We start from the raw sequence: 25,321 nt of genomic DNA on the forward strand, positions 1-25,321 counted from the left end.
GGCCACCGCGCCCCCTGCCTGCCACACGACCCCCGCGGCGGTGACCAGCCAGCTGGTCAGCGCGGCGGGCACCAGGCGCAGGTCCACGGCCTCACACCCGGACCAGCGGGCGCAACTTGTCCAACCGGGCCGGCCCGATCCCGTCGACGTCGCCGAGCTGGTCCACGCTGTCGAACCGGCCATTGGCGTCCCGCCACGCGACGATCGCCGCGGCGGTGACCGGCCCGACACCGGGCAGCGTGTCCAACTGCGCCTCCGTGGCCGTGTTCAGGTCGACCAGGCCGCCAGGGCCCGGAGACGGGTCGCCCGGCGCGGTCCCACCGGCCCCGGACGGCTCGGACACCACCGAGCTGCCCAGCTCGGCGGGCTGCCCGGGGGCGGCGGCGATCCCGACCACGATCTGTTCGCCGTCGGTGACCCTGCGCGCCATGTTCAGCCCCAGTACGTCGGCGCCGTCGAGCGCGCCGCCGGCCGCCTGTAGCGCATCGGCGATCCTGGCCCCGGGCGTGAGGGTGACCAGCCCCGGGGTGTGCACCAGCCCGACCACACTGACCACCACGGGTTCCGCCGGACCCGGGGGCGCCGGACCAGCCGTCGGAGCCGCCGAGGACACCATCTCCACCGGTGGGAGTTTGGCCGCCACCACCGCCGGCGGGCTGTCCCGGATCAGGCTGATGACCGTGACCAACACCGCGACGACGCCGACGGCGCCGAGCGCGACCACTCCGGCGCGTCCCGGGTCGGCCCGGATCCGGGCCAGCAGCGGCGACGAACCGTCCGGCGGCGCCGTGGGCAACCAGCGCGACAGCAGCGTGTCGGGCGGATCGTCGTCGTCTTCGGCGACCACGTCACCGGCCGGCCCCAGCCGGCGATGCAGCCGCTCGGTGGACATTTCGGTGGACATGTCGCGACGGTATGCCGGCCCGGCGACGGCGCCGCGGCGATGCGGGGACCGCGTGCCGAACCTGGGGATGAACTCCGCTCTGGGGACAACGGTGGCTAGCATGCTCACTGATGAACCGCCGAGCCCCGTTGATCGCAGGTGTGGCGTTCGCGGTGCTCTACGCGACAGCTGTGCTGCTGCTTCCCGCCCTTCCCGGCCCGGACTCCGGGATCTCCCGCGTCCAGGCACTGCTGTTGGCGTCCGCGGCGCTCGCGCTGGTCGTGGTCCTCGCGTTCGCACGGGACCGGCTGACCGGGCCGCCGGCGCATCTGTTCACGATCGGCTCGGCCCTGTTGGCCACGCAGCTGTGTGTGGCGGCCTGGTTCGCCGCAGGCACCGAGCTGCGTCCCGGTCAGGTCACCGCCGGCACCGAGCGCGCCCTCGACGACATCGCCGCGATGTGGCTGCCCGTCGGCACCATCGCCAATGTGCTGGTGGCCGTCCCGATCCTGTTGACCGCCAACGAGGATCGGCTGCCGCGCTGGCTGGGCACGGCCGCGGCGGTGTTCACGGTGGAGCAGCTGATCGAGACCATCACGATCATCGGTCCGCCGGGCAGCTTCATCTCCCCTGGCGGCCCGATGAACCAGTACCTCGGCGGGACCCTGACGGCGGCGTTCTTCCTCGCGCTCGGTGTCGCGCTGGTGCTGCCCGACCGGCCCGCCGCCCCAGATGACGACCCGGCGCGGGAGTCCGCACCCGCCGACGAATCGCCGGTGGACTGATGGCCCCGCCGCGGCTGGTGCCGCCGTGCACCGCGCCGATCTCCGGGGCGGACAGTCTGCGCGCCGAGGTCCGCCGATTCCTGAGCGAACAACGCGCCGCAGGCGCGTACACGCCCACGCCGGACGCGTGGTTGTGCGCGTGGGACGAGGAGTTCACCGCCGCGCTGGCCGAACGCGGATGGCTCGGGATGACGGTCCCGGTCGCCTACGGCGGACACGGCCGCTCCTTCCTGGAACGGTTCGTCGTCACCGAGGAACTGCTCGCCGCGGGCGCGCCGGTGGCCGCGCACTGGATCGCCGACCGGCAGATCGTACCGTCGCTGCTCAAGTACGGAACCGAGGAGCAGAAGACCGAGTTCCTGCCCAGGATCGCGCGCGGGCAGTGCTTCTTCGGCATCGGGATGAGCGAACCGGACGCCGGCTCCGATCTTGCCGCCGTGCGCACCCGCGCCGACCGGGTCGACGGTGGCTGGCAGTTGACGGGCACGAAGGTCTGGACCTCGGGCGCGCATCTGGCGCACGCGTTCATCGCGCTGGCGCGCACCGCACCGCTGGACCCGCAGCACCGGCACGCGGGCCTGAGCCAATTCATCGTGAACCTGCGCGGTCCCGGGGTGGAGGTCCGCCCGATCGTGTCGATGAACGGGTCCCACCACTTCAACGAGGTGATCCTCGACGGCGCGTTCGTGCCTGACGACATGGTGTTCGGCACCCTCGGCGAGGGCTGGACCCAGGTGACGTCGGAGCTGGCTTTCGAACGCAGCGGGCCCGAGCGGTTCCTGTCGACCTTCGTACTGCTCGACGCGTGCGCTGAAGCCGCTGCGGCGCAATCCGATTCGCGCAGTGGAGAATTGGGTCGGCTGGTGGCCCGGGTCGCGGGGCTGCACCAGATGTCCTCGGCGGTGGCCGGTGCGTTGGAACGCCACGAGCCCGCGGATGTGGCGGCGGCCGTGGTGAAGGTGCTGGGCACCACCACCGAGGGCGACATCGCCGAGTTCGCCCATCTGTCGGTCGGCCCCGAGGCGCCGCAGCGCTTTACGGCGATGGCGGACCTGTCCGTCGATCAGCGCCCCGGCTTCACGCTGCGCGGCGGCACGAACGAGGTTCTGCGCGGGGTCATCGCGCGCGGATTGGGGATCCGATGACGATGCCGGGGGTCGACCCGGCGCTGGCCGACATGATGGACGCGGTGTTCGCCGAGCACGGCAGCGACGACGACCTGTGGGATCGCCTGGACGCGCTGGGTCTGGTGCGGCTCACCGGTCCCGAGGAGACGGGCGGCAGCGGGGCGGGCTGGGTCGAGGCCGCCGAGCTGATGTCGGCCGCGGTGCGCCACGGGGTGCGGACGCCGTTGGCCGAGAACGATCTTCTGGCCGGCTGGTTCCTCGACGCGGCCGCGATGCGGTACGACGCCGCGGTGCGCACCGTGTGCCTGCTGGACGCCGACGGGGCCGCCGAGGCGGTGCCGTGGGCGTCGCGTGCCGAGCGGATCGTCGCGATCTGGCCGCACGACACCGGCTACCTCGCCGCCGACGTGGCCGCCGGCGCGGTGGCGATCACTGCCGGCGCGAACATGATCGGCGAGCCCAGAGACCGGGTACAGGTGGATGTCGCATCCGTGCCGGGCGTCTCCGTCGGCGCCGACCTGGTCGCCCGGCTGGCACTGAAATCCGCACTGGTCCGGGCGATTCAGGTGTGCGCGGCTCTGGACGGGGCGTTGGCGCTGTCGATCGAGCACGCCGCCTCCCGGGTTCAGTTCGGCCGTCCGCTGGCGAAATTCCAAGCTGTGCAACACCTGATCTCCGGCATCGCGGCCGAGGCCGCACTGGCCCGGTCGGCCACCGAGGCGGCGCTGTCGGCTGCCGTGGACAGCGACTGGACCTCCCCCGGACTGGAATTCCTCGTCGCCGCGGCGCGGTCGTGCGCCGGTCACGCCACCTCGGTGGTGGTGCGCGACGCACATCAGGTGCTCGGCGCGATCGGCACGACCAGGGAACACTCGCTGCACCTGTTCACCCGCGCGGCGCTGGCATGGCGGTCGGAGTTCGGATCGGTGCGCCACTGGGACACCCTGCTCACCGACATGGCCACCGGGGCCGGGGCACACCGGTTGTGGGACTTGATCTGCCCGTAAGTGGTCAGCGCACCACCACCGTGCTGGGCTCCCTTGGCGCCCCGAGCATCTCGCGGTGCGACGGGGGCCGCCTACCGTCCTGGTCGGTGATGCCGTAACCGGCGGCGACTTCCGCGGCGATCAGGGTGCGGCCGCTGAGCGCGGCCAGTTCCGGATCGCGGTACAGCGCGTCGATCACCTGCCCGGTGAACTCGGGTGTCTCGGCCTGCTCGGCGAACCCCGCCAGAGCCTCGACATCGCCACCGAACGCCGACCGCAGCTTCTCGGTCAGCAGGATCCCCATCCACACCGACACCGTCGCGACCCCGGTGTCGCCGAAATCCACCGCCATGTCGGCGGCCATCTTGTCGATCCCCGCCTTCTGCGCGCCGTAGGCCGGGCCGTGCATGTAGCAGACCGACCCCGGTGAGGACGTGAAGGCGATCAGCGCGCGCTGTTGCGCGGTCAGCAGCGGCGCGGCGTACCAGGACGCGATGTAAGCCGAACGCAGACCGACATCGAGCACGTCGGCCAGCTCGAGCGGTCGCTGCCAGAACGGCCGGCGGCCGATCAGGTCGTCGGAGACCGCGGCGGCGTTGTTGACCAGCAAGTCCAGCCGCCCGGCTTCGGCGCCGACCCTGTCGAAGAGCGCCCCGACGGCATCGTCGTCGCGGTGGTCCAGCCGAACCCCGGTGCCCCACGGCTGCTCGTCGCCGACGCTGCGTCCGGTGCCGTAGACCTGCCAGCCCCGATCGGCCAGCGCCGTCGCGATGCCCAGTCCCGCTCCTCTGCTGGCGCCCGTCACCACGGCCACCCGCGCGATGTCACCCATGCGGCCACCCTAGAGCCATTACCTTGAGGCGATGATCACCCCCATGACCACCGACACCACGCGCCCGCTTCGCGTCATCCAATGGACCACCGGCAACATCGGACGGCGGTCGCTGCACGCGATCTTCGGCCGTGACGACATGGAACTGGTCGGGGTGTACGCCCACGGCGCGGACAAGGTCGGGGTGGACGCCGCCGAACTCGCCGGATGGCCCGAACCGACCGGGATCAAAGCCACCGGCGACATCGAGGAGCTGCTGGCCCTCAAGCCGGACGCCTGTTGCTACAACCCGTTGTGGCCCGATATCGATGAGCTGGTCCGGCTGTTGGAATCCGGTGTCAACGTCTGCTCGAGCGCCGCGTGGATCACCGGGGGCAAGCAGTCACCCGAGGATCTGGACCGCATCCGGAAAGCCTGCGCGACAGGCAATTCCACGATCTTCGGCAGCGGTGCGCATCCCGGGATGAGCAACCTGGTCGGGATGGTGCTGTCCGGTGCGTGCGAGCGGGTCGACGAGATCCGCATCACCGAGTCGGTCGACTGCTCCACCTACGAGTCGGCGGGCACGCAGACCGCGATGGGCTTCTCCCAGGATCCCGACACCCCGGGCCTGGCCGAGAGCGTGCGCCGTGAGAGCGAGGTCTTCGCCGAGGCCGCCGCGATGATGGCCGACGCGATCGGCGCCACCCTGGACCGGATCACGTTCGACGTCACGTTCACCGCGGCCACCGGGGACAGCGACCTGGGATTCATGAAGATCCCGGCCGGGACGGTGGCCGGCGTGCACGGTTATCACCGCGGCTGGGTCGGCGACCACAACATCGTCAGCGTCGGATTCAACTGGACGATGGGCGAGCACGTCACCCCGCCCAAGCCCCTCGAACACGGCCACGTGGTTCAGGTGTTCGGACTGCCCAACATGCGCACAGTGCTGCACTGCCTGCCGCCGAAGGACTGGACAGAACCGGGTTTCATGGGTCTGGGGATGATCTACACGGCGATGCCGGTCACCAACGCGGTGCCCGCGGTGGTGGCCGCCCCGCCCGGGATCGTCACGCTGGCCGATCTGCCGCCGATCACCGGCCGCTCCTCCGTCTGAGGGCCCCGCCGAGATTGCATTCCGGTCGCCCTGCACTCGAAAAACCCCGCATGGAATGCGGTTTCGGCGAAGGATCCGGGCGGGAAGAGCTCAGGCCACCTGAACGGCCACGCCCACCGCGCCGCCGCCGACGTGGATCGACAGCAACGGGCCCATGTCGGCGACCGTCAGCGACGAGATCTGCGGAAGTCGTTGCGTCAGTGCGGCACCGAGCTCGTCGGCGGCGTCGTGGTTGTCGACGTGATGCACGACGACCGCAGCGCTTCGCTCACCCATCACCTGCGCCACGCGGTCCACCATCGCGGCGTGCGCCTTGGTCACCGTCCGGATCCGCTGGTCGAGCACCAGCCTGCCGTCGACATCCAGGCACAGCAGCGGTTTGAGTGCCAGCGCGGTGCCCAGCCACGACGCGGCGGTGCGGATCCGTCCGCTGCGGCGCAGGTTGTCCAGCCGGTGCACGACGAGGAACACGTGCGACCGGGTCAGCGCCGAACGTGCGGCGGCTTCGACGGCGTCGAGGTCACCGCCGGCGCGCGCACACTCGGCGGCGGCCAGGGCGACGAATCCGACGCCCATCGCCGCCGACCGCGAGTTCACCACCCGCACCGCCGGACCGAACTCCCGGGCCGCCGTGGCCGCCGCGCTGTAGGTACTCGACAGGGCGGCCGAAAGATGCACGGCCACCACGCCGTCCCCGCCGCTGTCGTCGAGCGCGCGGCGGTAGGTCTCGACCAGTTCGGCCGGGGTCGCCCCTGCGGTGGTGACCTTCGGCCGGTCGTGGATGTCGTACGGGATGTCGTCGATCCCGTCGCGCAGGTCCACCCCGTCGACCAGCACGTGCAACGGCACCTGACGAATGTCCCACCGCGCGCGCTCGTCGGGCTGCAGGCGCGACGACGAGTCGCTGACGACCACTACCGGCATCGACTCTCAGCCGCCTGCCGACGGGACGTGGACGCCGGCCTCGGCCAGGCCCTTGAGCATCAGTTCGGCGACCGCCTGATGGGCTTCGAAGTTCCAGTGGATGCCGTCGGGATTGCCGCGGCCGCTGAGCACTTCCTCCCCCACGGCAGCCTTCAGGTCGACCAGCGGCACCCGGTGTTCGGCGGCCCACCCGGTGATCGCCGTGACGGTGCCCGCCCGGCCGTGATGGGCCATGCCGTAGGTCGGTGCGATGTGCACCGACGGCAGCGACGCCACCACCGGAATCCCGGGACGGTTGAAGTCGATTGCCGCCCTTGTCATTTCCAGATACTCCACGGTCAGGTGCGGGGGCAGGGCGGGCCGCGCGACCGGCGACAGTCGCGGCTGCACCCAGCCGTAGCCGTCGCGGACCCAGCGCCGCAACCGAGGTGGGCGGACGTAGCGGATCAGCTCACGCAGTGCGGTCGGCAGCGGCGAAGGCAACGAATCCATGCCCGACGTCGCGAAAACGACCGCGCCCGCCTTCGGCAGCGCAGCCCATGACCGTGGGTCCTGCGTCGCCGCCCACCACACGTCACGGCTGGTCCACCCGATCCGGCCGATCAGCTCCACATCCCAGTCCAGTTGCCCGGCAACGATGTTCGGCCAGATCCGGGGATCGTCGGACGGCAATCCGCCGGTCGGCCCGTAGTAGGACAGCGAGTCACAGAAGACCAGCAGCGTCCTGCGACCGGCCCCGGACTCAGAGGACATCGTTGGCGACCTGCGCCGAGGCGTTCCACACGTCGAGGCGCCACCGGATGTCGGCGAACGCGGCGGGGTCGCCGTCGGCGCGCGTGTGGCCGGCCAGCTGAACCCAGCTGGCGTTGCCCATGCCGCCGAGCACCGGCCAGTTCTCCGGCGGCAGCCCCAGCAGCTCGGCGGTGAGCGCGGCGATCAACCCGCCGTGCGCGACGAGCACGACCGGCCGCTCGGACCCGGCAGCTCCCCATTCGGTCTGCTGAGTCACCAACTCCTGCACCAGCGGCAGCGAACGTTCGGCGACATCGATCCGGCTCTCGCCGCCGTGCGGAGCCCAGCGTGCGTCGTCGCGCCAGGCCAGCCGTGCCCCCGGCGCCGCCGCGTCGACCTCGAGATGGGTCATCCCCTGCCAGTCACCGAGATGGGTCTCCCGTAGCCGGGTGTCGATGCTGACCGGTTGGCCGCTGCGCTCACCGAGCGCGACGGCGGTGTCCAGCGCGCGCCGCAGATCCGAGGAGACGATCAGCAGCGGTTGCCGTTTGGCGAGCACCTCGGCCGCGGCGACGGCCTGCTCGCGGCCCAGATCGCTGAGGTCGGTGTCCAGTTGGCCCTGCATGCGACTGCTCGCGTTGTACTCCGTCTGCCCGTGCCGCAGCATGACCAGGCGGCGGATCCTCATGCACCGTCTCCGGAAACGTCCTTCTGCACGTCCTCGAGGTCCACGGCGATGATCGGGCAGTCCCGCCAGAGGCGGTCGAGCGCATAGAAATTGCGCTCGTCCTCGTGCTGGACGTGCACCACGATGTCGATGTAGTCGAGCAGGGTCCAGCGTCCCTCGCGGGTGCCCTCCCGTCGCGCCGGTTTGTAGCCGGCGCGGCGCATCTTCTCCTCGACCTCGTCGACGATCGCGTTGACCTGCCGGTCGTTGGCACCGGATGCGATGACGAAGCAGTCGGTGATGACGAGTTGTCCGGAGACGTCGATCACCACGACGTCCTCGGCCAGTTTGGCCGCCGCCGCTTTCGCGGCGATGGTGGCCATTTCGATGGCTTCTGCTGAGGCGGTCAGGGCAGCTCTCCTTCACCTGCAAGGACGTGAGTCCGATAGAGATTTCGTTTGGCGACGTACTGCACCACGCCGTCGGGCACGAGGTACCAGATCGGCCGCGACTGTTCGGCACGGCGCCGGCAGTCGGTCGACGAGATGGCCAGTGCGGGCACCTCGATCAGGTTCAGCGCATCGTCGGGCAGTTCGGCCATGGCCGCCGAGATGTGTTTGCCGTCAAGTTCATAACCGGGTCTGCTCACCCCGACGAAGCGGGCGATCGCGAACATCTGCTCCCAGTTCTGCCACGACAGGATCGACGCCAGCGCATCGGCGCCGGTGATGAAGTACAGATCCGCATCCGGGTTCTGTGCGCGCAGATCCCGCAGTGTGTCCTTGGTGTAGGTGGGACCCCCACGGTCGATGTCCACCCGGCTGACGGTGAACCTCGGATTGGCCGCCGTGGCGATCACCGTCATCAGGTAACGGTCCTCGGCGGCGGTCACCTGACGTGCGCGCTTCTGCCACGGTTGACCGGTCGGCACGAACACGACCTCGTCGAGCTCGAACCGGTCGGCGACCTCGCTGGCCGCGACAAGGTGGCCGTTGTGGATGGGATCGAAGGTCCCGCCCATCACGCCCAGCCTTCTTCGTCGACGGCTGCCTGCTTGCACGAATGACGAGCTTACGGGAGTGCGCGCTCAGACCGCCGAGAGGCGATGGGAGTGCAACGCCTCGGACACCTCGAAGGCGACGCGGTCCGCGCGGTAGACGTCGCGGGCGTACTCCACGCACCGCCCGTCGCTGTCCACGGTGTTGCGGGTCAGCAGGGTACCCGCCGAGCCGGCGCGGACGCCCAACTGCGCGCTGGTGGCGTCGTCGAGGACGATCGACTCCAGCACCGCCGTCGAACGGGCCAGGTCCACGCCGTAGCGCGAGCGCAGCATCGCCCACAGCGAGCCGTCATCGGTGACGTCCAGGATGCCGGGGGTGAGCTCGGCGGGCAGATAGGTCGTCTCGATCGCGAACGGGACGCCGTCGACGCTGCGCAAGCGGTGGAAGACGTGCACCGCGGCGCCGTCGTCGAGGTCCAGGGCGCGGCGCACCGCGGGGCTGGCGATCTGGTGCGCGGCCCACAGCAGCCGGGCGGCGGGCCTGCGGCCCATCCGTGCGACCTCCTCGGAGAAGCTGCCGACGTGGAACCGGACCCGCGGCTCGGCGACGAACGTGCCGCGCGGCGGCTTCCGGTAGACCGCGCCCTCGCTCTCCAGCAGGGACAACGCCTGGCGCGCGGTCATCCGGCTGACGCCGTGTTGCTCGGCGAGCTCGCGTTCGGACGGCAGCAGCGTGTGCGGCCCCAGCTGTTCGGTGGCGATCAGGTCGCGGACGTCGGCGGCGATCGACATGTACAGAGGTGTGCCAGAGGGCATCTACGCAGCGTAGCGACGTAAGTCGACTTCGGTCGTCAGCATGTCCTTGTAAACACTTCGTGACGCCGTTGACGGGAGAGGCACCGCACCCGATACTTTGGTTCAACCATTTGGTCTATACCAAGTCCGAGACGAGGGAGCACGGATGTCAGAAGCGTCTCCGGAACGCGATTCCGCCGACCTCGCCCAGTTCGGCTACAAGCAGTCGTTGGAGCGCCGGACCGGGAAGTTCGCGTCGTTCGCGGTCGCGTTCGCGTTCGTCTCGATCGCCACCGGCATCTTCACCACCTACGGGTCGGTGCTCAACAGCTCGGGCCCGGTCGGCATCTGGACCTGGCCGATCGCGGTCATCGGCCAGCTGGCCGTCGCGTTCGTGCTCGGGGCGCTGGCCTCCCGGATCCCGGTGACCGGCTACCACTATCAGTGGATGTCGCGGCTGGCCAACCCGGTGCTGGGCTGGATCATCGGCTGGATCTCGTTCACGTTCCTGGCCGTCGTGGTCTGCGCGGTGGACTACACGATCGCCTCGACGATCCTGCCCGTGCTGCTGAACTACGAGAGCACACCCACGATCGCCTGGGTGATGACCGCGGTGGTGCTGCTGCTGCAGGCCCTGCTGGTCGCGTTCTCCACGCCGTGGGCCGAACGGGTCAACAACGGCCTGGTGACGCTGGAGTTGATCGGCATGGTCGCACTGACCGCACTGCTGCTCGTCGTGGCCGCGGTCCGCGGCGACATGGATTTCTCGAATTTGTTCAGCAAGGGCGCCGTGTCGACCGAGGGGTTCTGGAGCTTCGGTGACTGGACGTCGGCCGGGCCCTGGATGATGGGCTTCCTGCTCGGCGCGTTCACCATCGTCGGGTTCGAGTCCGCGGCCAACCTCGCCGAGGAGACCCACGACCCGGAGCGGGTCGTTCCCCGCGCGATGTGGCAGGCCGTCCTGGCCTCCGGCGTGCTCGGCTTCGTGTTCCTGGTCGCGGTGACGCTGGCCGCCGGTGACCCGGTCGCACTCGCCGACTCCGGCACCCCGATCGCCGACGTCATCGACAAGACCCTGGGTTCGGTGGTCGCCACGCTGTTGCTGCTGATGGTGGTGCTGGCCATCTTCGCGTGCGGGCTGGTCATCATGATCACCGGAGTGCGGATCACCTGGGCAATGTCGCGCGACCGGCGGTTCCCGGGCTGGCAGCAGTGGAATCAGATCTCGCCCCGGTTCCACACCCCACTCAAGGCCACCCTGCTCTACTTCTGCCTCGCTCAGCTGATCCTGGCGATCTTCGCCCACTCGGAGACGGCGCTGTTCACCCTGTTCGGCGCCGCGACCCTGCTGCCGGCGGTGATGTACGCATCCACGGTGGTGCTGTACCTGGTCAAGCGCAAGCAACTGCCGAGCAACGGCAAGTTCGACCTCGGCGTCTGGGAGGTGCCCATCCTGGTCGTCGCGGTGGCGTGGCTGGTGTTCGAGCTGGCGCTGTTCCGCGACGCGTCTTTCAAGGAGGCGTGGTCCTACGTCATCGTGATGGTGGCGGTCGGCGCGGCCTACCTGGCCTACCTGCTGATCCGTCACGGCAGCAAGAGCCTGTCGATGCCGGACATGCACTCGATCGACGCTGAACTCAGGGAGTGACGAACCAACCGATGCACCACATCCTGGCCATCGATCAGGGCACGTCGGGCACCAAGGCCGTCGTCGTCGACCTTCGGGACGGCGCGACGGCCCGCGTGCTGGCCATCGCCGAGGTGCCGCTGCGTCCCCGGTACCTGCCCGGCGGCGGCGTCGAACAAGATCCCGAGGCGCTGTTCGACTCCGTCGTCACCGCCGGACGCCGCGCGCTCGAGCAGGCCGCGGTCCCCGTGGCCGCGGTCGCGCTGGCCAACCAGGGCGAGACGGTGCTGGCCTGGGACCGTGCGACGGGCCGGCCCCTGACCCCCGCGATCGTGTGGCAGGACCGGCGCGCCGAACCGCTGTGCGCCGCACGGTCCGAGCATGCCGCGGAGGTGGCGCGCCGGACCGGGCTGGTGCTCGACCCGTACTTCTCCGCCCCGAAGATGGCCTGGGTGCGCGAGCACCTGACCCGCGACGGTGTGGTGACCACGACCGACACCTGGCTGCTGCATCGGTTGTGCGGCGCGTTCGTCACCGACGCGTCCACCGCCAGCCGGTCGCTGCTGACGTCGCTGGACGGCGTGAAGTGGGACGACGACCTCGTCGCACTGTTCGGCCTGGACGGCGAGGCACTGCCCGAGATCGTCGGCTGCGACGAGATCCTCGGCGACACCGACGTGTTCGGCGGCAGTCTGCCCGTCGCAGGCTTGATCGTCGACCAGCAGGCGGCACTACTGGCCGAGAGCTGCCTGGAGGCCGGGTCGGCCAAATGCACTTACGGCACAGGCGCTTTCCTGCTCGCACAGTTGGGTCCCGACCCGGTGCGGTCGACATCGGGACTGACGACGTCGGTGGCGTGGCGGCTGCGCGACCAGACTCGCTACTGCACCGACGGCCAGGTCTACACCGCGGCGTCGGCGATCCGGTGGGCCGTGGACCTGGGCCTCGTTCCAGCGGCCGATCAGATCGATTCCGCCGCAGCCGAATCCAGTGACGGCGTGCTGTGCGTTCCGGCGTTGGCCGGCCTGGCCGCGCCGTGGTGGGATTCCGCGGCCACCGCGTCGTTCTCGGGGATGACCCTGTCCAGCGGCCGCGGCCAGCTGGTGCGCGCCCTGGTCGAGGGCATCGCCGCCCAGGTGACGGCGCTGACCGACCTGGTGGGCGCCGATCTCGGGCGGCCGTTGACGCGGCTGCGGGTGGACGGCGGCCTGACCCGCTCTGCGGCACTGATGCAGGCCCAGGCCGACCTCGCCCGGATGCCGGTCGACGTGTACCCGTCCCTGCACGCCACCGCGCTCGGCGCTGCGGCGTGCGCGCGCCTGGCGCTGGAACCGGCGACCTCCGTCGCCGACGCGGTCGGCACCTGGACCCCGGCGCACACCTACGAACCGCAATGGTCCGCCGACCGCGCCGAGGACTACCTGCACCGATGGCGCCGAGCTGCCGAGATGGCTGCAGCCCAACACTATTCATCTGAGGAGAACCCATCATGAGCGGCGAAGCCGTGTCCGACGTCGTCGTGGTCGGCGCCGGGATAGTCGGCTCGGCGATCGCGCGGGCGCTGGCGGGGACACAGTTGTCCGTGACGCTGGTGGAGGCGCGCGACGACGTCGGCGACGGCACCAGCAAGGCCAACACCGCGTTGTTGCACACCGGATTCGACGCCACCCCGGGAACGCTGGAGTCACGCCTGGTCGCCCGCGGCTACCAGCTGCTCGGCGACTACGCCGAGCAAACCGGCATCCCGGTGGAACGCACCGGCGCCATGCTGGTGGCCTGGACCGAGGAGGAGTCGGCCGCCCTCGCCGGTCTGGTCGTCAAGGCCGAACGCAACGGCTACCGCGAGTGCGGCGTGGTGGGGGCCGACGAGGTGTACCGGCGCGTGCCCGACCTCGGGCCGGGTGCACTGGCCGGGCTGACCGTGCCCGGCGAGGCGATCATCTGCACCTGGACCACCAATCTGGCGCTGGCCACCGACGCCGTCGCGCGCGGTGCGCGGCTGCTGCGCGGCGCACGGGTCACCGGCGTCGAGGTCGGCCCCGAGCACACCACGCTGCACACCACCGCGGGCGAGGTCCGCGGTCGGTGGATCGTCAACGCCGCCGGACTGGGCGCCGACACCCTCGACGCCGAGTTCGGATATGAGCGTTTCACCGTGGTGCCGCGCCGCGGCGAACTGCTGGTGTTCGACAAGCTGACCAGGCCGATGGTGCCGCTGATCGTGCTCGCGGTGCCGTCGTCACGAGGCAAGGGCGTCCTGGTCAGCCCCACCATCTACGGCAACGTGATGGTCGGCCCGACCTCGGAGAACCTGCAGGACCGCACGGCCACCGGCACCTCCGAGAAGGGCTTCGACTTCCTGGTGTCGAAGGGCAGGGCGCTGATGCCGTCGCTGTTCGACGAGGAGGTCACCGCCAGTTACGCCGGTCTGCGGGCCGCGACCGAGCACGACGACTACCTCATCGACCTCGACGCCGCGCAGCGCTACGTGCTGGTCGGCGGGATCCGGTCCACCGGGCTCACGTCGGGGATGGCGGTCGCCGAACACGTCGCCGGGCTGCTCGACCGCGCCGGGGTGGACGTGACCGAACGTGACGGCCTGCCACCGCCACCGCGGATGCCCAATATCGGGGAGGCCGGGTTGCGGCCCTACCAGGACCGCGAGCGCGTCGCCGCCGACCCCGAGTACGGCAGGATCGTCTGCTTCTGCGAACGGGTGAGTGCCGGAGAGATTCGCGACACCTTCGACTCCCCCATCCCGCCTGCGGATCTCGACGGACTGCGCCGCCGCACCCGCGTGATGAACGGCCGCTGCCAGGGCTTCTACTGCGGCGCGCACACCGCGTCGCTGCTTCAGGCGGGAGTGGCGCGATGAACCACGTCGCAGTAGCCGTCATCGGCGGCGGTCCGTCCGGCCTGACCGCCGCAGCCACCCTGGCACCGCTGGTCGACGGCGAGGTGCTGGTCCTCGAACGCGAGGCGCAGACCGGCGGAATCCCCCGCCACAGCGACCATCTCGGGTACGGCATACGCGATCTGCACCGCTTCATCTCCGGGCCGGCCTACGCGCGGCGGCTCACGCAGACGGCCGCGGAGGCCGGCGCGGTCCTGGAGACCGAGGCGATGGTCACCGGCTGGTCGGGCGAGCGCACCCTGCAGGTCACCTCGCCGCGCGGGGTGCGCACCGTCACCGCCGACGCGGTGATCCTCGCCACCGGCGCGCGTGAAAGGCCCCGGCCTGCCCGGCTGGTGCCCGGCGACCGGCCCGACGGCGTGTACACCACCGGTCAGCTGCAGAACCTGGTGCACGTGCAGCACGCGCCGGTCGGTCGGCGCGCGGTGATCGTCGGCGCCGAGCTGGTCAGCTGGTCGGCGGTGCTGACCCTGCGCGAAGCCGGATGCGCCACCGCGGCGATGGTCAGCTCCTACCCGCGGGCCGAGGCGTACACGGCGTTCCGCTCCGCCGGCCGGTTGCTGCTCGACGGGCCGGTGCTGACCGGCAGCCGGGTGGTCGGCATCCACGGCAAGAACCGCGTCCGCTCGGTCACCGTCGAGCACACGGCCACCGGTAGGCGCCGCGAGATCGACTGCGACACCGTGGTGTTCACCGGTGACTGGATTCCGGATCACGAACTGGCCCGTACCGCCGGGCTGGACATGGACCGCGGGACCCGCGGCCCTGTGGTGGACCCGTCGCTGCGGACCAGCAGGCCCGGGGTGTTCGCTGTCGGCAACCTGCTGCACCCGGTGGACACCGCCGACGGCGCCGCGCTCGACGGGCGTCACGTCGCCGCCGCGGTGCAGGCCTGGTTGCGCCACGGGCCAGACGCCGCCCCGGCGCCCGCGGCGACACCCATCCGGGTCGAGGCCCCGTTCCGGTGGGTCGCGCCGCAACTGGTCACGGCCGACGGTGGCGTGCCGTCGCGGGGTGACCTACTGCTGTGGACCGACGAATACCGACGCCTGCCGAGGCTGCGCGCCATGCAGGACGGCCGGCTGCTGGGCAGCGGACGCACGCCGTGGCCGGCCGCTCCCGGTCGCGTCTACCGGGCGCCGTGGTCCCTGGTGGCCGGCGCGGACCCCAAGGGCGGGCCGGTCACCCTCTCGCTCGCCTGATCGCCGAAATCGCATTCCAGCGGCCCTTTTCGTCGGGAGACCGCGTGGAATGCGATTTCGGCGGGGTCAGACGGGCAGCAGCGCGTCGATGACCGAGGCGAGCTGCTTGGCCGAGCGGCACTCGTGCATCGTGATGATGTCCTGGTAGCGCGGCACGGCCGAATCGCCGCTGCCCCACAGGTGCTTCGGCTCGGGGTTGAGCCAGTGGGCATGTCTGCTGGCGTTGACCATGTGCGCGAGCAGATCGGTCTCGGGGTTGCGGTAGTTGTTCCGGCCGTCGCCGAGCACCAGCAGCGAACTGCGCGGCGACAGCACGTTCGGGAACTTGTCGAGGAACGACACGAACGCGTGGCCGTAGTCGGAGTGCCCGTCCCGGGTGTAGACCGCGGCTTCGCGGGTGATCCGCTGCACGGCCACCGCGAGATCGGCGTCGGGGCCGAACAACTCGGTGACCTCGTCGGTGGTGTCGATGAACGCGAAGACGCGGACCCGGCTGAACTGCTGGCGCAGCGCGTGCACCAGTAGCAACGTGAAGTGACTGAATCCGGCCACCGACCCGGATACGTCGCAGAGCACCACCAGCTCGGGACGCGCGGGATGCGGCTTCTTGAGCACCACGTCGATCGGCACCCCACCGGTGGACATCGACTTGCGCAGCGTCTTGCGCAGATCGATCTCGCCGGCGCGGGAACGTCGCCGCCGCGCCGCCAGCCGGGTGGCCAGTTGACGCGCCAACGGGCCGACCACACGGCGCATCTGGCGCAGCTGCTCCCCCGACGCCCGCAGGAACTCGACGTTCTCCGCCAGCTGCGGGACGCCGTACATCTGCACGTGGTCACGGCCCAGCTGTTCGGCGGTGCGCCGCTTGGTCTCGGACTCCACCATCTTGCGCAGCTGGGTGATCCGTTGGGCGGCAAGCGCTTTGGCGATCTGCTCCTGGGTCGGGGTGGGCTCCTCGCCGTACGGGGCGAGCAGACCTGCCAGCAACCGGCCCTCCAGATCGTCCAGGTTCATCGCCTTGAGCGCCTGATACGACGAGTACGACGGCCCGCGGCTGGAGTTGTAGCGGCCGTAGGCCTCCACGATCTGGGCGATCATCGCCGCCAGGCGCTCGTCGAGGCTGGTCGGTTCCTCGCCGTCGTTGTTGTTGCGCCAGTCGGTGAGCATGTCGAGCAGGGCCTGGCGCATCGCCTCGATGTCCTCGGGCGGCAGACCCGCCTCGCCGTCGGACTCGTCGTCGAGCACGGTCCTGGCGCCCAGCGCCGCCGGGAAGTACAGGTCGAACAGCGCGTCGTAGGTCTCGCGGTGATCGGGGCGGCGCAGCACCGCACACGCCAGCCCTTCGCGCAGCACGGCACGGTCGGCCAGCCCAAGGGTCGCCATCACCCGACCGGCGTCCACCGTCTCCGACGGACCCACCGAGATACCCTGCGCGCGAAGCGCTTCCACGAACTCGACCAGATGGCCGGGAATTCCGTGCGGCGCCAGCGGCTGAGGCGGACGGGTGCGTCGGGGTGGCATCAGTTGAGCCTCAGCTCCCCGGCGGCCTTGATCTGGTCGGACTGGTGTTTGAGCACCACACCCAGCGTCGCGGCGATCACCTCGTCGTCGATGGTGTCCAGCCCCAGTGCCAGCAGGGTGCGGCCCCAGTCGATGGTCTCGGCGACCGAGGGCAGCTTCTTGAGCGCCATCCCCCGCATCACGCCGATGATCCGGACCAGTTCCTCGGCGAGGCGTTCGGGCAGCTCGGGCACCCGCGACAGCAGGATGCGCCGCTCCAGTTCGGGGTCCGGGAAGTCGATGTGCAGGAACAGGCAGCGACGCTTGAGCGCTTCGGAGAGCTCGCGGGTGGCATTCGAGGTCAGCACCACCAGCGGACGCCGCTCGGCGGTGATGGTGCCCAGTTCCGGCACCGTCACCGCGAAGTCGCTGAGCACCTCCAGTAGCAGACCTTCGATCTCGATGTCGGCCTTGTCGGTCTCGTCGATCAACAGCACCGTGGGTTCGGTGCGCCGGATCGCGGTCAGCAGCGGGCGGGTCAGCAGGAACTCTTCGGAGAACACGTCGTCGCGGGTCTTGTCCCAGGCGCCGCCGTCGGAGCCGGCGGCGGCATTGCCGGCCTGGATGCGCAGGATCTGCTTGGCGTGGTTCCACTCGTAGAGCGCGCGGGCCTCGTCGACGCCCTCATAGCACTGCAGGCGCACCAGCCCGGAGCCGGTGGACTGTGCGATCGCGCGGGCCAGTTCGGTCTTGCCGACGCCGGCGGGCCCCTCCACCAGCAGCGGCTTGCCGAGGCGGTCGGCCAGGAACACCGCGGTGGCGGTGGCGGTGTCGGGCAGGTAGCCGGTTTCGGCCAGCCGCTTGGCGACATCGTCGATGTCGGCGAACATCGGCACGATCTGTGCGGGAACGGTCACGGGCGCTTCTCTCCTCGGGGCTCAGGCCGGACGGGTGTGGCCGTCGCCCCACACGATCCATTTGGTCGACGTCAGCTCGGGCAGCCCCATCGGTCCCCGCGCGTGCAGTTTCTGGGTGGAGATGCCGATCTCGGCGCCGAAGCCGAACTGCTCGCCGTCGGTGAACGACGTCGAGGCGTTCACCATCACCGCAGCGGCATCCACCCGTTCGCTGAAGCGCTGGGCCGCAGCCAGATCCGAGGTGACGATGGCCTCGGTGTGACCGGTGCCGTACTCGTTGATGTGGTCGATCGCGGCGTCGAGGCCGTCGACGACGGCCAGCGCGATGTCCATCGACAGGAACTCGGCGCGCAGGTCGTCCTCGGACGGGTCGGCGTGCACCGTGACACCCGCCGCGGTCAGCGCGTCGGTCAGTCGCGGCACCGCGACGTCGGCGATCGCGGCGTCGATCAGCAGCGACTCGGCGGCGTTGCAGACGCTGGGCCGCCGCGTCTTGGCGTTCAGCACGATGGTCTCGGCCATGTCCAGATCGGCCGACTCGTGCACGTAGACATGGCAGTTGCCGACGCCGGTCTCGATCGTGGGCACCTGCGCATCGCGCACGACCGCGTCGATCAGGCCGGCGCCGCCGCGCGGGATCACCACGTCGACCAGGCCTCGGGCCTGGATCAGGTGGGTGACGCTGGCGCGGTCCTCGCTGGGCAACAGTTGCACGGCGTCGACGTCGAGCCCTTCGGTGGCCAGCGCCGCGCGTAGTGCGTTCACCAACGCGGCGTTGGACTGCGCGGCCGACGAACTTCCGCGCAGCAGAACGGCGTTGCCGGATTTCAGGGTGAGACCGAAGGCGTCGACGGTGACATTGGGCCTGCCCTCGTAGACGATGCCGACCACACCGAGCGGGACCCGCTGCTGGCGCAGCTGCAGACCGTTGGGCAGGGTGCGCCCGCGCAGTACCTCGCCGATCGGGTCGGGCAGGCCCGCCACCTGACGCAGACCGTCGGCGATGCCCTCGACCCGCGCGGGATCCAGCGCCAGCCGGTCGAGCATGGCCGCCGGGGTGCCGGCCGCCCGCGCCGTCTGCAGATCGGCCTCGTTGGCCTCCAGGATCGTGCGGGTGTTCATCAGCACATGGTCGGCAGCGACGCGCAGCGCCCGGTTCTTGGTGTCGGTGCTCAGCGTCGCCAGCGTCCTGGCCGCCGCGCGGGCCCGGCGGGCGGCGTCGTGCACCTGCTGCCGCAGGTCGGGGACCGAGGGGGCCTGCACACTCATCTGGCCAGGGTATCGGACGTGTCTGCGGCTTTCGACACGCGTCGACCCCGTCGGCGGCTAGCTTGGCGCTCATGGCGACGCGGGTCTGTGTGGTGGGCAGTGTCAACGCCGACCTCACGTTCGGTGTCGACGCGCTTCCCGGGGCCGGGCAGACCGTCCTGGCGTCCGCGCTGTCGGTCACGCCCGGCGGCAAGGGCGGTAATCAGGCGGTTGCGGCGGCGCGCGCCGGCGCGGTGGTGCAACTCGTCGCGGCGCTGGGCACCGATGCCGCCGCCGAGGACCTGCGGGCGCACCTTCGCGCCAACTCCGTCGGCACCGACGGCGTGACGGCGGTGCCGGGACCGAGCGGCACGGCCGCGATCGTGGTCGACGGGACCGCCGAGAACTTCATCGTGGTCGCGCCGGGAGCCAACGCACATCTGAGCCTGAGCTCACCGGCCGTGCGGGACGTCGTCGCCGCCGCCGAGGTGGTGCTGATCTCTTTGGAGATCCCGGTAGACACCGCGCTGACGGCGGCCCGGGTCGGGCGCGCAGCCGGGGCGACCGTGGTGCTCAACGCGTCGCCGACCCCGGACGACGTCGCCGCGCTGGCCGAGGTGGTCGACGTGGTCGTGGTCAACGAGACCGAGGCCGAGGGCTGGTTCGACGGCGACCGGCCGCGGGTGCCGCAGGTGATCGTCACCCGCGGTGGGCGCGGCGCCACCTACTTCGGGCCGGACCGCCTGGACGTCCCGGCGCCCGCCGTCGAGGCCGTGGACACCACCGGCGCGGGCGACGTGTTCGCCGGCGTCCTCGCCGCGCACTGGCCGCGCGGCGTCGAGTTCGCGCTGCCGCGCGCCTGTGCCGCCGGGGCGTTGGCGACGCTGGTGCACGGTGCCGGGGACTGTGCCCCTTACAGTGAGGCTGTCGAGGACGTCCTGGAGGCGTCCTGACCCGACGGAAGGACCTCACCACGATGACCACCGGACCCCGCCCCCCAGAAGGCGACTGGCTCGGCACGCCGTTCCTTCACTTCACCCGGGAAGGGGCGTTCGGCGTCTGCAGGCTGGACCGTCCGGAGGCGCGCAACGCGATGACGCCGGCGATGTACTTCGGCATCAAGTACGCGGTCAAGCACGTCGAGAAGGACCCGGACCTGGCCGGCCTGCTACTGACCGGCACCGGCGACGTGTTCGCCCCCGGCGGCGACATGGGCGGCGGCGGGGCCGACAACTGGATGACCTTCGGCGCCACCCTCGGGATGGACGCGCTGCCGTTCGACACGCTGCGCCAGTCGGCCAAGCCGGTGGTGGCCGCGGTGAACGGGCTGTGCCAGGGCGGCGGGATGCAGATCGCGCTGTGTGCCGACATCGCCGTGGTCAGTGACCGGGCCACGTTCCGGGTTCCCGAGCTGTACCGGGGCATCGCCGACACCTACTACAGCCACATGCTGGCCCGGCTGATCGGGCCGGTGCGCACCCGGGACCTGATGTTCACCGGACGGACGTTGACGGCCGCGGAGGCGCACGACTGGGGGTTGGTCGCCCGCGTGGTGCCGCACGACGACCTCGCCGACGCCGCGCGGGAGGTCCTGGCGCAGTGCTGCCGGACCGCGCCCGCGGCCAGGACGGTGATCAAGTCCAGCCTGGACAACTACATCGGGCTCTACGACCGCATCGGCATGCAGGCCAGCCTCGGCGCCCCGGAGTCGATCGAGGGCTTCATGGCCTTCAAGGAGCGCCGGTCACCGGAGTGGGTGCACCCCGAGCTGCGCGTCGACGGCAGGCTCTAGTCAGTCCGGTCACGGGCACTACTCGGGAGGGATCGAGCGTTCGATCTCGTCGAGCCAGATCCGCGCCGACATGTCCGAGGGCGCCCGCCAGTCGCCCCGCGGCGACAGCGATCCGCCGTGGGAGACCTTGGGGCCGTTCGGCAATGCCGACCGCTTGAACTGTGAGAACGAGTAGAACCGCTGCGCGAAGACCTGCAGCCAGTGCCGAATCTCCTTCAGCGAGTACTCCGGTCGCTTGTCGTCCGGGTAGCCGGGCGGCCAGTCGCCGCGGGACGCGTCGCTCCACGCGTGCCAGGCCAGGAAGGCCACCTTCGACGGGCGGAACCCGAACCGCAACACCTGGAACAGCGAGAAGTCCTGCAGCACATAGGGACCCACCTTGCCCTCGGTGGACTGGATCTCCTCGTCCTCCCCGGCCGGGACCAGCTCGGGGCTGATCTCGGTGTCGAGCACGTCGAGCAGCACCTCGTTGACCGCGTCGTCGAACTGGCCGGACGTCGCGACCCACCGGATCAGGTGCTGGATCAGGGTTTTCGGCACCCCGCCGTTGACGTTGTAGTGCGACATCTGATCGCCGACACCGTAGGTGGACCAGCCCAGCGCGAGCTCGGAGAGGTCACCGGTACCCAGCACGATGCCGCCGCGCTGGTTGGCCAGCCGGAACAGATAGTCGGTGCGCAGACCGGCCTGCACGTTCTCGAACGTGACGTCGTAGACCTTCTCCCCGCGGGCGAACGGGTGGTCGATCTCGGTCAGCATCAACTCGGCCGTCTTGCGGATGTCGATCTCCGAGAACGTGACCCCGAGCGCTTTCCCGAGCCGCACCGCGTTGCTCTTGGTGCGGTCGCCGGTCGCGAAGCCCGGCAGGGTGAACGCCAAGATGTCGCTGCGCGGCCGGCCCAGCCGGTCCATCGCGCGGGCGGCCACGATCAGCGCGTGCGTGGAGTCCAGACCGCCGGACACCCCGATGACCACCTTCGGCGACCCGATCGCCCGCAGCCGCTGCTCCAGGCCCGACACCTGGATGTTGTAGGCCTCGTAGCAGTCCTGTTCCAGGCGAGCCGCATTCGAGGGCACGAACGGGAAGCGTTCGATCTTGCGCCGCAGGCCGATGTCGCCGGGCGGCGGGTCCAGCCGGAACGGGATGCGGCGGTACTCGTCGACGCTGATCCCGTGGTGCACACGGTTGTCGTCGAAGGTGCCCATCCGCATGCGTTCGGCGCGCAACAGTTCCAGATCCACGTCGGCCACCGAGCGGCGGACCCCTGCCGGGAAGCGTTCGGACTCGGCCAGGCAGTTGCCGTTCTCCCACACCATCGTCTGGCCGTCCCACGCCAGATCGGTGGTGGACTCGCCCTCCCCCGCGGCCGCGTACACGTAGGCGGCCAGGCAGCGCGCCGACGCCGAGCGGGCCAGCAGGGTGCGGTCCTCGGCCCGGCCGATCGTGATCGGACTGCCGGAAAGGTTGGCCAGCACCGTCGCTCCGGCCAGCGCGGCCTCGGCGCTCGGCGGGATCGGCACGAACATGTCCTCGCAGATCTCGACGTGCAGCACGAGATTCGGTACGTCCTCGGCGGCGAACAGCAGGTCGGGGCCGAACGGGACGTCGTCGTCGCCGATGCGGATGGTTCCGCGCACGTCGTCGCCTGCGGCCATCTGACGACTCTCGTAGAACTCCCGGTACGTCGGCAGATACGACTTCGGCACGACACCGAGCACCCGGCCGCGGTGGATGACGACCGCGGTGTTGTAAATCCGGTGCCCGAAGCGCAGCGGAGCGCCGATCACCAGCACCGGCATCAGCGCAGCCGACCCGGCGGCCACCTCCAGCACCGCTTCGTGCACGGCCTCCAGCAGCGCGTCCTGGAGCAGGATGTCCTCGATCGAGTAGCCCGACAGCGTCAGCTCGGGATAGACGGCCACCGCCACGCTGTCGGCGTCGCACTCGCGGGCCACCGCCAACACCTGCTCCGCGTTCGCGGCCGGGTCGGCGATGGCCACCGGTTGGGTGCATGCCGCGACACGGACGAAGCCCTGCTGGTAGGCCGAGTAGAAATCCATGCCTCATTGTTGCCCGTGACCGTCACGGATATGCATCGCCCCGCCCACAGGGCTGAGCAGCGCGAACATCGCAGCCGGGCCCGATCGCCTACATTCGGTGTGGTGGAAGCACCCGAACTCGTCGCGCTGCTGCAGGGCAGACGCGTCGCGGTGCTCACCGGGGCCGGCATGTCGACCGATTCGGGGATCCCCGACTATCGCGGCCCGGATTCCCCGCCGAGCAATCCGATGACGATCCGCCAGTTCACCTCCGACCCCGACTTCCGGCAGCGCTACTGGGCGCGCAACCACCTCGGGTGGCGGCACATGGATCGGACGCTGCCCAACGCCGGGCACCGCGCGCTGGCCGCGCTCGAACGCGCCGGTGTGGTGACCGGCGTGATCACCCAGAACGTGGACCTGTTGCACTCGAAGGCGGGCAGCAGCCACGTCATCGATCTGCACGGCTCCTACGCCCGGGTGATCTGCCTGGACTGCGGGCACTCGATGTCGCGCGCGGCACTGGCCGACCTGTTGGAGGACGCCAATCCGGGTTTCGCGGCGAAGGCCGCCGTCGGCGGCATCGCGGTGGCCCCGGACGCCGACGCGGTGGTGTCCGACACCGCGTCCTTCACGGTGGTGGACTGCCCCCGGTGTGCGGGCATGCTCAAGCCGGACATCGTCTACTTCGGCGAGAATGTGCCGAAAGACCGGGTGGAGCAGGCGTATTCGCTCGTCGACGAGGCCGATGCGTTACTGGTCGCCGGGTCCTCGCTGACCGTCTACTCCGGCTACCGGTTCGTCCGGCACGCGGCCGCGGCGGGAATGCCGATCGCGATCGTCAACCGGGGCCGCACCCGCGGTGACGATCTGGCTGACGTCAAGATCGACAACGGATGCTCGCCGATGCTGGCCCTGCTCGCCGATGAACTGCCGACCGCCGGGGCGGTCCTCACCAGGTGACGGGCATCCTGCGGACGGCGTGGATGAAATTCCCTGCCACGTAGGACGGTTCACCGGCCTGAAGGCCCGGGATCTGGGTGAGCAGCTCCCCGAGGATGGCCCGGAGTTGGGCCCGCGCCACATGGGCCCCGAGGCAGAAGTGTCGCCCGCCGCCCCCGAACCCGAGGTGAGGATTGGGGTCGCGGCTCAGATCCAATCGGTCCGGGCGATCGAACACACTCGTGTCCCGGTTGCCGGACGAGTAGAACATCACCACCTTCTCACCGGCCGAGATGTGCTGCCCGCCCAGCTCGTAATCGCTTGCCGCCGTGCGGCGGAAGGTCATCACGGGGCTTGCCCACCGAATGAACTCCTCGACGGCGCCGCCGATCCGGTGCTCGAAGTCCTCGACCAGCCACGCTCGTTGGTCGGGGCAGTCGGTGAGCGCCTTCATCGCGTGGCTGGTGGTCTGGCGGGTGGTGTCGTTGCCGGCCACCGCGAGCAGGACGAAAAACGCGGCGATCTCCGAGTCGGTGAGCCGGGCTCCTTCCACCTCGGCGTGCACCAGCGAGCTGAGCAGGTCGTCGCCGGGGTTCTGACGCCGTTGCGCGGTCAGCGCCAACGCCACCTGGTGGAGATACATCTGGCTCGCGAACAACACCTCCAACGGATTTCGGCCGTCGAGAAACTCCGGGTCCCCCCAACTCACCAGTGCGTCGGCGGCGTCGGCCACCTGATTACGCTCGCTATCGGGGATGCCGACCATGTCCGACAGCGTGCGCACCGGCAATTCCTTGGCGCAGTGTCCGACGAAATCGACCCCGCTTCCCGCCTCCCGCAGTTCGGTGACGATCTCGCGGGCGTTCGCTTTGATCGAGTCCTCGATCCGGCGTACCTGCCGGGGAGTGAACGCCGCATGCACGACCTTGCGGATCAGCGTGTGCCGGGGTGGATCCATCGCCAGAAACGACTGGGAGGCTTCCAGCAACTCTTCGGGGACGTTCTCGAAGAGCACTCCCTTGCCGGACAGGAAGACCTCACTGTTGCGGCTCACCTCCACGATGTCGGCGTGGCGGGTGACCGCCCAGTAGCCGGGGTCGGTGGGGTCCGGCATGAGCGAATCCTCGACCGGCGGATGCCAGCTCACCGGACGCGCCGCCCTGAGCTGGGCGAACGCGCCTTCCCGCTGATCGGCGGTGGTGGCCCAGAATGCCCGCGAGGACAGGTCGATGGGGTCGTGGGTCCGCGCCGACGGGTCGGCGGGAAGTGTGTGCGGGGTCACAGCCATGATCGGACGATACGACTAGAC

General features: G+C 70.3%; 24 protein-coding genes. 11 read left to right on the forward strand and 13 right to left on the reverse strand.

The annotated features are described in order from the left end of the window. Positions 1 to 91 precede the first annotated feature (91 nt). A complete protein-coding gene (locus tag MVA01S_RS02490; protein ID WP_040539758.1) occupies positions 92 to 904 on the reverse strand; it encodes a ComEA family DNA-binding protein in 813 nt (270 codons plus the stop codon). Positions 905 to 1,014: 110 nt separating this feature from the next. On the opposite strand from MVA01S_RS02490, the gene MVA01S_RS02495 reads away from it, so the two are divergent. Genes MVA01S_RS02495 through MVA01S_RS02505 form a run of 3 tightly spaced genes read left to right on the forward strand, consistent with a single transcriptional unit; the run spans position 1,015 to position 3,802 of the window. Then, the gene (locus MVA01S_RS02495) at positions 1,015 to 1,668 is read left to right on the forward strand and encodes a hypothetical protein (protein WP_003928453.1); all 654 of its coding nucleotides are present in this window, start codon (positions 1,015 to 1,017) and stop codon (positions 1,666 to 1,668) included. Beyond that, a complete protein-coding gene (locus MVA01S_RS02500) occupies positions 1,668 to 2,813 on the forward strand; it encodes an acyl-CoA dehydrogenase family protein (protein WP_003928452.1) in 1,146 nt (381 codons plus the stop codon). Before MVA01S_RS02495 ends, MVA01S_RS02500 begins: the two co-directional genes overlap by 1 nt. Further along, entirely contained in the window at positions 2,810 to 3,802 is a 993-nt protein-coding gene (locus MVA01S_RS02505) for an acyl-CoA dehydrogenase family protein (protein ID WP_003928451.1), read from the forward strand. The genes MVA01S_RS02500 and MVA01S_RS02505 overlap by 4 nt, the downstream gene beginning before the upstream one ends. Positions 3,803 to 3,806: 4 nt before the next feature. Here MVA01S_RS02505 and MVA01S_RS02510 read toward each other — a convergent pair whose 3' ends face one another. Beyond that, entirely contained in the window at positions 3,807 to 4,613 is an 807-nt protein-coding gene (locus MVA01S_RS02510; RefSeq protein ID WP_003928450.1) for an SDR family NAD(P)-dependent oxidoreductase, read from the reverse strand. Positions 4,614 to 4,656: 43 nt separating this feature from the next. Here MVA01S_RS02510 and MVA01S_RS02515 point away from each other — a divergent pair, with 43 nt between their 5' ends. After that, complete coding sequence (locus tag MVA01S_RS02515) at positions 4,657 to 5,712, forward strand: NAD(P)H-dependent amine dehydrogenase family protein (protein ID WP_003928449.1); 1,056 nt, start codon at positions 4,657 to 4,659, stop codon at positions 5,710 to 5,712. A gap of 90 nt (positions 5,713 to 5,802) precedes the next feature. Here MVA01S_RS02515 and MVA01S_RS02520 read toward each other — a convergent pair whose 3' ends face one another. From MVA01S_RS02520 to MVA01S_RS02545, 6 genes are read right to left on the reverse strand one after another with little or no spacing between them, the layout of a single operon-like run. Next, complete coding sequence (locus MVA01S_RS02520) at positions 5,803 to 6,636, reverse strand: DegV family protein (protein WP_040539754.1); 834 nt, start codon at positions 6,634 to 6,636, stop codon at positions 5,803 to 5,805. A gap of 6 nt (positions 6,637 to 6,642) precedes the next feature. Then, positions 6,643 to 7,389 carry a diglucosylglycerate octanoyltransferase gene (gene octT / locus MVA01S_RS02525; protein WP_003928447.1) on the reverse strand — a complete coding sequence of 249 codons (747 nt, stop codon included), beginning with the start codon at positions 7,387 to 7,389 and terminating at the stop codon, positions 6,643 to 6,645. Continuing rightward, positions 7,379 to 8,056 (reverse strand): glucosyl-3-phosphoglycerate phosphatase, encoded by a 678-nt coding sequence (gpgP, locus tag MVA01S_RS02530; protein ID WP_003928446.1) that lies wholly within the window; start codon positions 8,054 to 8,056, stop codon positions 7,379 to 7,381. The genes octT and gpgP overlap by 11 nt, the downstream gene beginning before the upstream one ends. Next, positions 8,053 to 8,445, reverse strand: coding sequence for a ribosome silencing factor (rsfS, locus tag MVA01S_RS02535; RefSeq protein ID WP_040539752.1), 393 nt, complete (start codon positions 8,443 to 8,445; stop codon positions 8,053 to 8,055). Before rsfS ends, gpgP begins: the two co-directional genes overlap by 4 nt. Then, the gene (gene nadD, locus MVA01S_RS02540; RefSeq protein WP_081528947.1) at positions 8,442 to 9,095 is read right to left on the reverse strand and encodes a nicotinate-nucleotide adenylyltransferase; all 654 of its coding nucleotides are present in this window, start codon (positions 9,093 to 9,095) and stop codon (positions 8,442 to 8,444) included. The genes rsfS and nadD overlap by 4 nt, the downstream gene beginning before the upstream one ends. 27 nt (positions 9,096 to 9,122) lie before the next feature. Next, the gene (locus tag MVA01S_RS02545; protein ID WP_040539750.1) at positions 9,123 to 9,851 is read right to left on the reverse strand and encodes a GntR family transcriptional regulator; all 729 of its coding nucleotides are present in this window, start codon (positions 9,849 to 9,851) and stop codon (positions 9,123 to 9,125) included. A gap of 145 nt (positions 9,852 to 9,996) precedes the next feature. On the opposite strand from MVA01S_RS02545, the gene MVA01S_RS02550 reads away from it, so the two are divergent. Genes MVA01S_RS02550 through MVA01S_RS02565 form a run of 4 tightly spaced genes read left to right on the forward strand, consistent with a single transcriptional unit; the run spans position 9,997 to position 15,573 of the window. After that, positions 9,997 to 11,478 carry an amino acid permease gene (locus MVA01S_RS02550; RefSeq protein ID WP_003928442.1) on the forward strand — a complete coding sequence of 494 codons (1,482 nt, stop codon included), beginning with the start codon at positions 9,997 to 9,999 and terminating at the stop codon, positions 11,476 to 11,478. Positions 11,479 to 11,489: 11 nt separating this feature from the next. Beyond that, a complete protein-coding gene (locus MVA01S_RS02555) occupies positions 11,490 to 12,950 on the forward strand; it encodes an FGGY family carbohydrate kinase (RefSeq protein ID WP_003928441.1) in 1,461 nt (486 codons plus the stop codon). Then, complete coding sequence (locus MVA01S_RS02560) at positions 12,947 to 14,332, forward strand: NAD(P)/FAD-dependent oxidoreductase (protein ID WP_003928440.1); 1,386 nt, start codon at positions 12,947 to 12,949, stop codon at positions 14,330 to 14,332. The genes MVA01S_RS02555 and MVA01S_RS02560 overlap by 4 nt, the downstream gene beginning before the upstream one ends. After that, positions 14,329 to 15,573, forward strand: a complete 1,245-nt coding sequence (locus MVA01S_RS02565) for an NAD(P)/FAD-dependent oxidoreductase (protein WP_003928439.1) — start codon at positions 14,329 to 14,331, stop codon at positions 15,571 to 15,573. The genes MVA01S_RS02560 and MVA01S_RS02565 overlap by 4 nt, the downstream gene beginning before the upstream one ends. Before the next feature lie 66 nt (positions 15,574 to 15,639). Here MVA01S_RS02565 and MVA01S_RS02570 read toward each other — a convergent pair whose 3' ends face one another. Genes MVA01S_RS02570 through MVA01S_RS02580 form a run of 3 tightly spaced genes read right to left on the reverse strand, consistent with a single transcriptional unit; the run spans position 15,640 to position 19,259 of the window. Further along, positions 15,640 to 17,094, reverse strand: a complete 1,455-nt coding sequence (locus tag MVA01S_RS02570) for a vWA domain-containing protein (protein ID WP_003928438.1) — start codon at positions 17,092 to 17,094, stop codon at positions 15,640 to 15,642. Then, positions 17,094 to 17,990, reverse strand: coding sequence for an AAA family ATPase (locus MVA01S_RS02575; RefSeq protein ID WP_003928437.1), 897 nt, complete (start codon positions 17,988 to 17,990; stop codon positions 17,094 to 17,096). Before MVA01S_RS02575 ends, MVA01S_RS02570 begins: the two co-directional genes overlap by 1 nt. A 21-nt stretch (positions 17,991 to 18,011) precedes the next feature. Further along, positions 18,012 to 19,259: a glutamate-5-semialdehyde dehydrogenase gene (locus tag MVA01S_RS02580; RefSeq protein ID WP_003928436.1), complete on the reverse strand. Its 1,248-nt coding sequence runs from the start codon at positions 19,257 to 19,259 to the stop codon at positions 18,012 to 18,014. 71 nt (positions 19,260 to 19,330) lie between these two features. Here MVA01S_RS02580 and MVA01S_RS02585 point away from each other — a divergent pair, with 71 nt between their 5' ends. Together MVA01S_RS02585 and MVA01S_RS02590 are read left to right on the forward strand one after the other, a co-directional pair. Further along, the gene (locus MVA01S_RS02585) at positions 19,331 to 20,191 is read left to right on the forward strand and encodes a PfkB family carbohydrate kinase (RefSeq protein WP_040539749.1); all 861 of its coding nucleotides are present in this window, start codon (positions 19,331 to 19,333) and stop codon (positions 20,189 to 20,191) included. Positions 20,192 to 20,214: 23 nt separating this feature from the next. Next, a complete protein-coding gene (locus tag MVA01S_RS02590; protein ID WP_003928434.1) occupies positions 20,215 to 21,030 on the forward strand; it encodes an enoyl-CoA hydratase/isomerase family protein in 816 nt (271 codons plus the stop codon). Between the two features lie 18 nt (positions 21,031 to 21,048). Here the strand turns inward: MVA01S_RS02590 and MVA01S_RS02595 are convergent, their stop codons facing one another. Next, positions 21,049 to 23,091, reverse strand: a complete 2,043-nt coding sequence (locus MVA01S_RS02595) for an NAD(+) synthase (protein ID WP_003928433.1) — start codon at positions 23,089 to 23,091, stop codon at positions 21,049 to 21,051. Between the two features lie 102 nt (positions 23,092 to 23,193). On the opposite strand from MVA01S_RS02595, the gene MVA01S_RS02600 reads away from it, so the two are divergent. After that, positions 23,194 to 24,033 carry an NAD-dependent protein deacetylase gene (locus MVA01S_RS02600; protein WP_040539904.1) on the forward strand — a complete coding sequence of 280 codons (840 nt, stop codon included), beginning with the start codon at positions 23,194 to 23,196 and terminating at the stop codon, positions 24,031 to 24,033. Here the strand turns inward: MVA01S_RS02600 and MVA01S_RS02605 are convergent. After that, a complete protein-coding gene (locus MVA01S_RS02605) occupies positions 24,023 to 25,300 on the reverse strand; it encodes a cytochrome P450 (protein ID WP_003928431.1) in 1,278 nt (425 codons plus the stop codon). The two genes, MVA01S_RS02600 and MVA01S_RS02605, sit on opposite strands and share 11 nt — an antisense overlap. Positions 25,301 to 25,321 lie beyond the last annotated feature (21 nt).

The sequence above is a fragment of the Mycolicibacterium vaccae NBRC 14118 = CIP 105934 genome, assembly GCF_001552715.1.
Lineage (GTDB): Bacteria > Actinomycetota > Actinomycetes > Mycobacteriales > Mycobacteriaceae > Mycobacterium > Mycobacterium vaccae.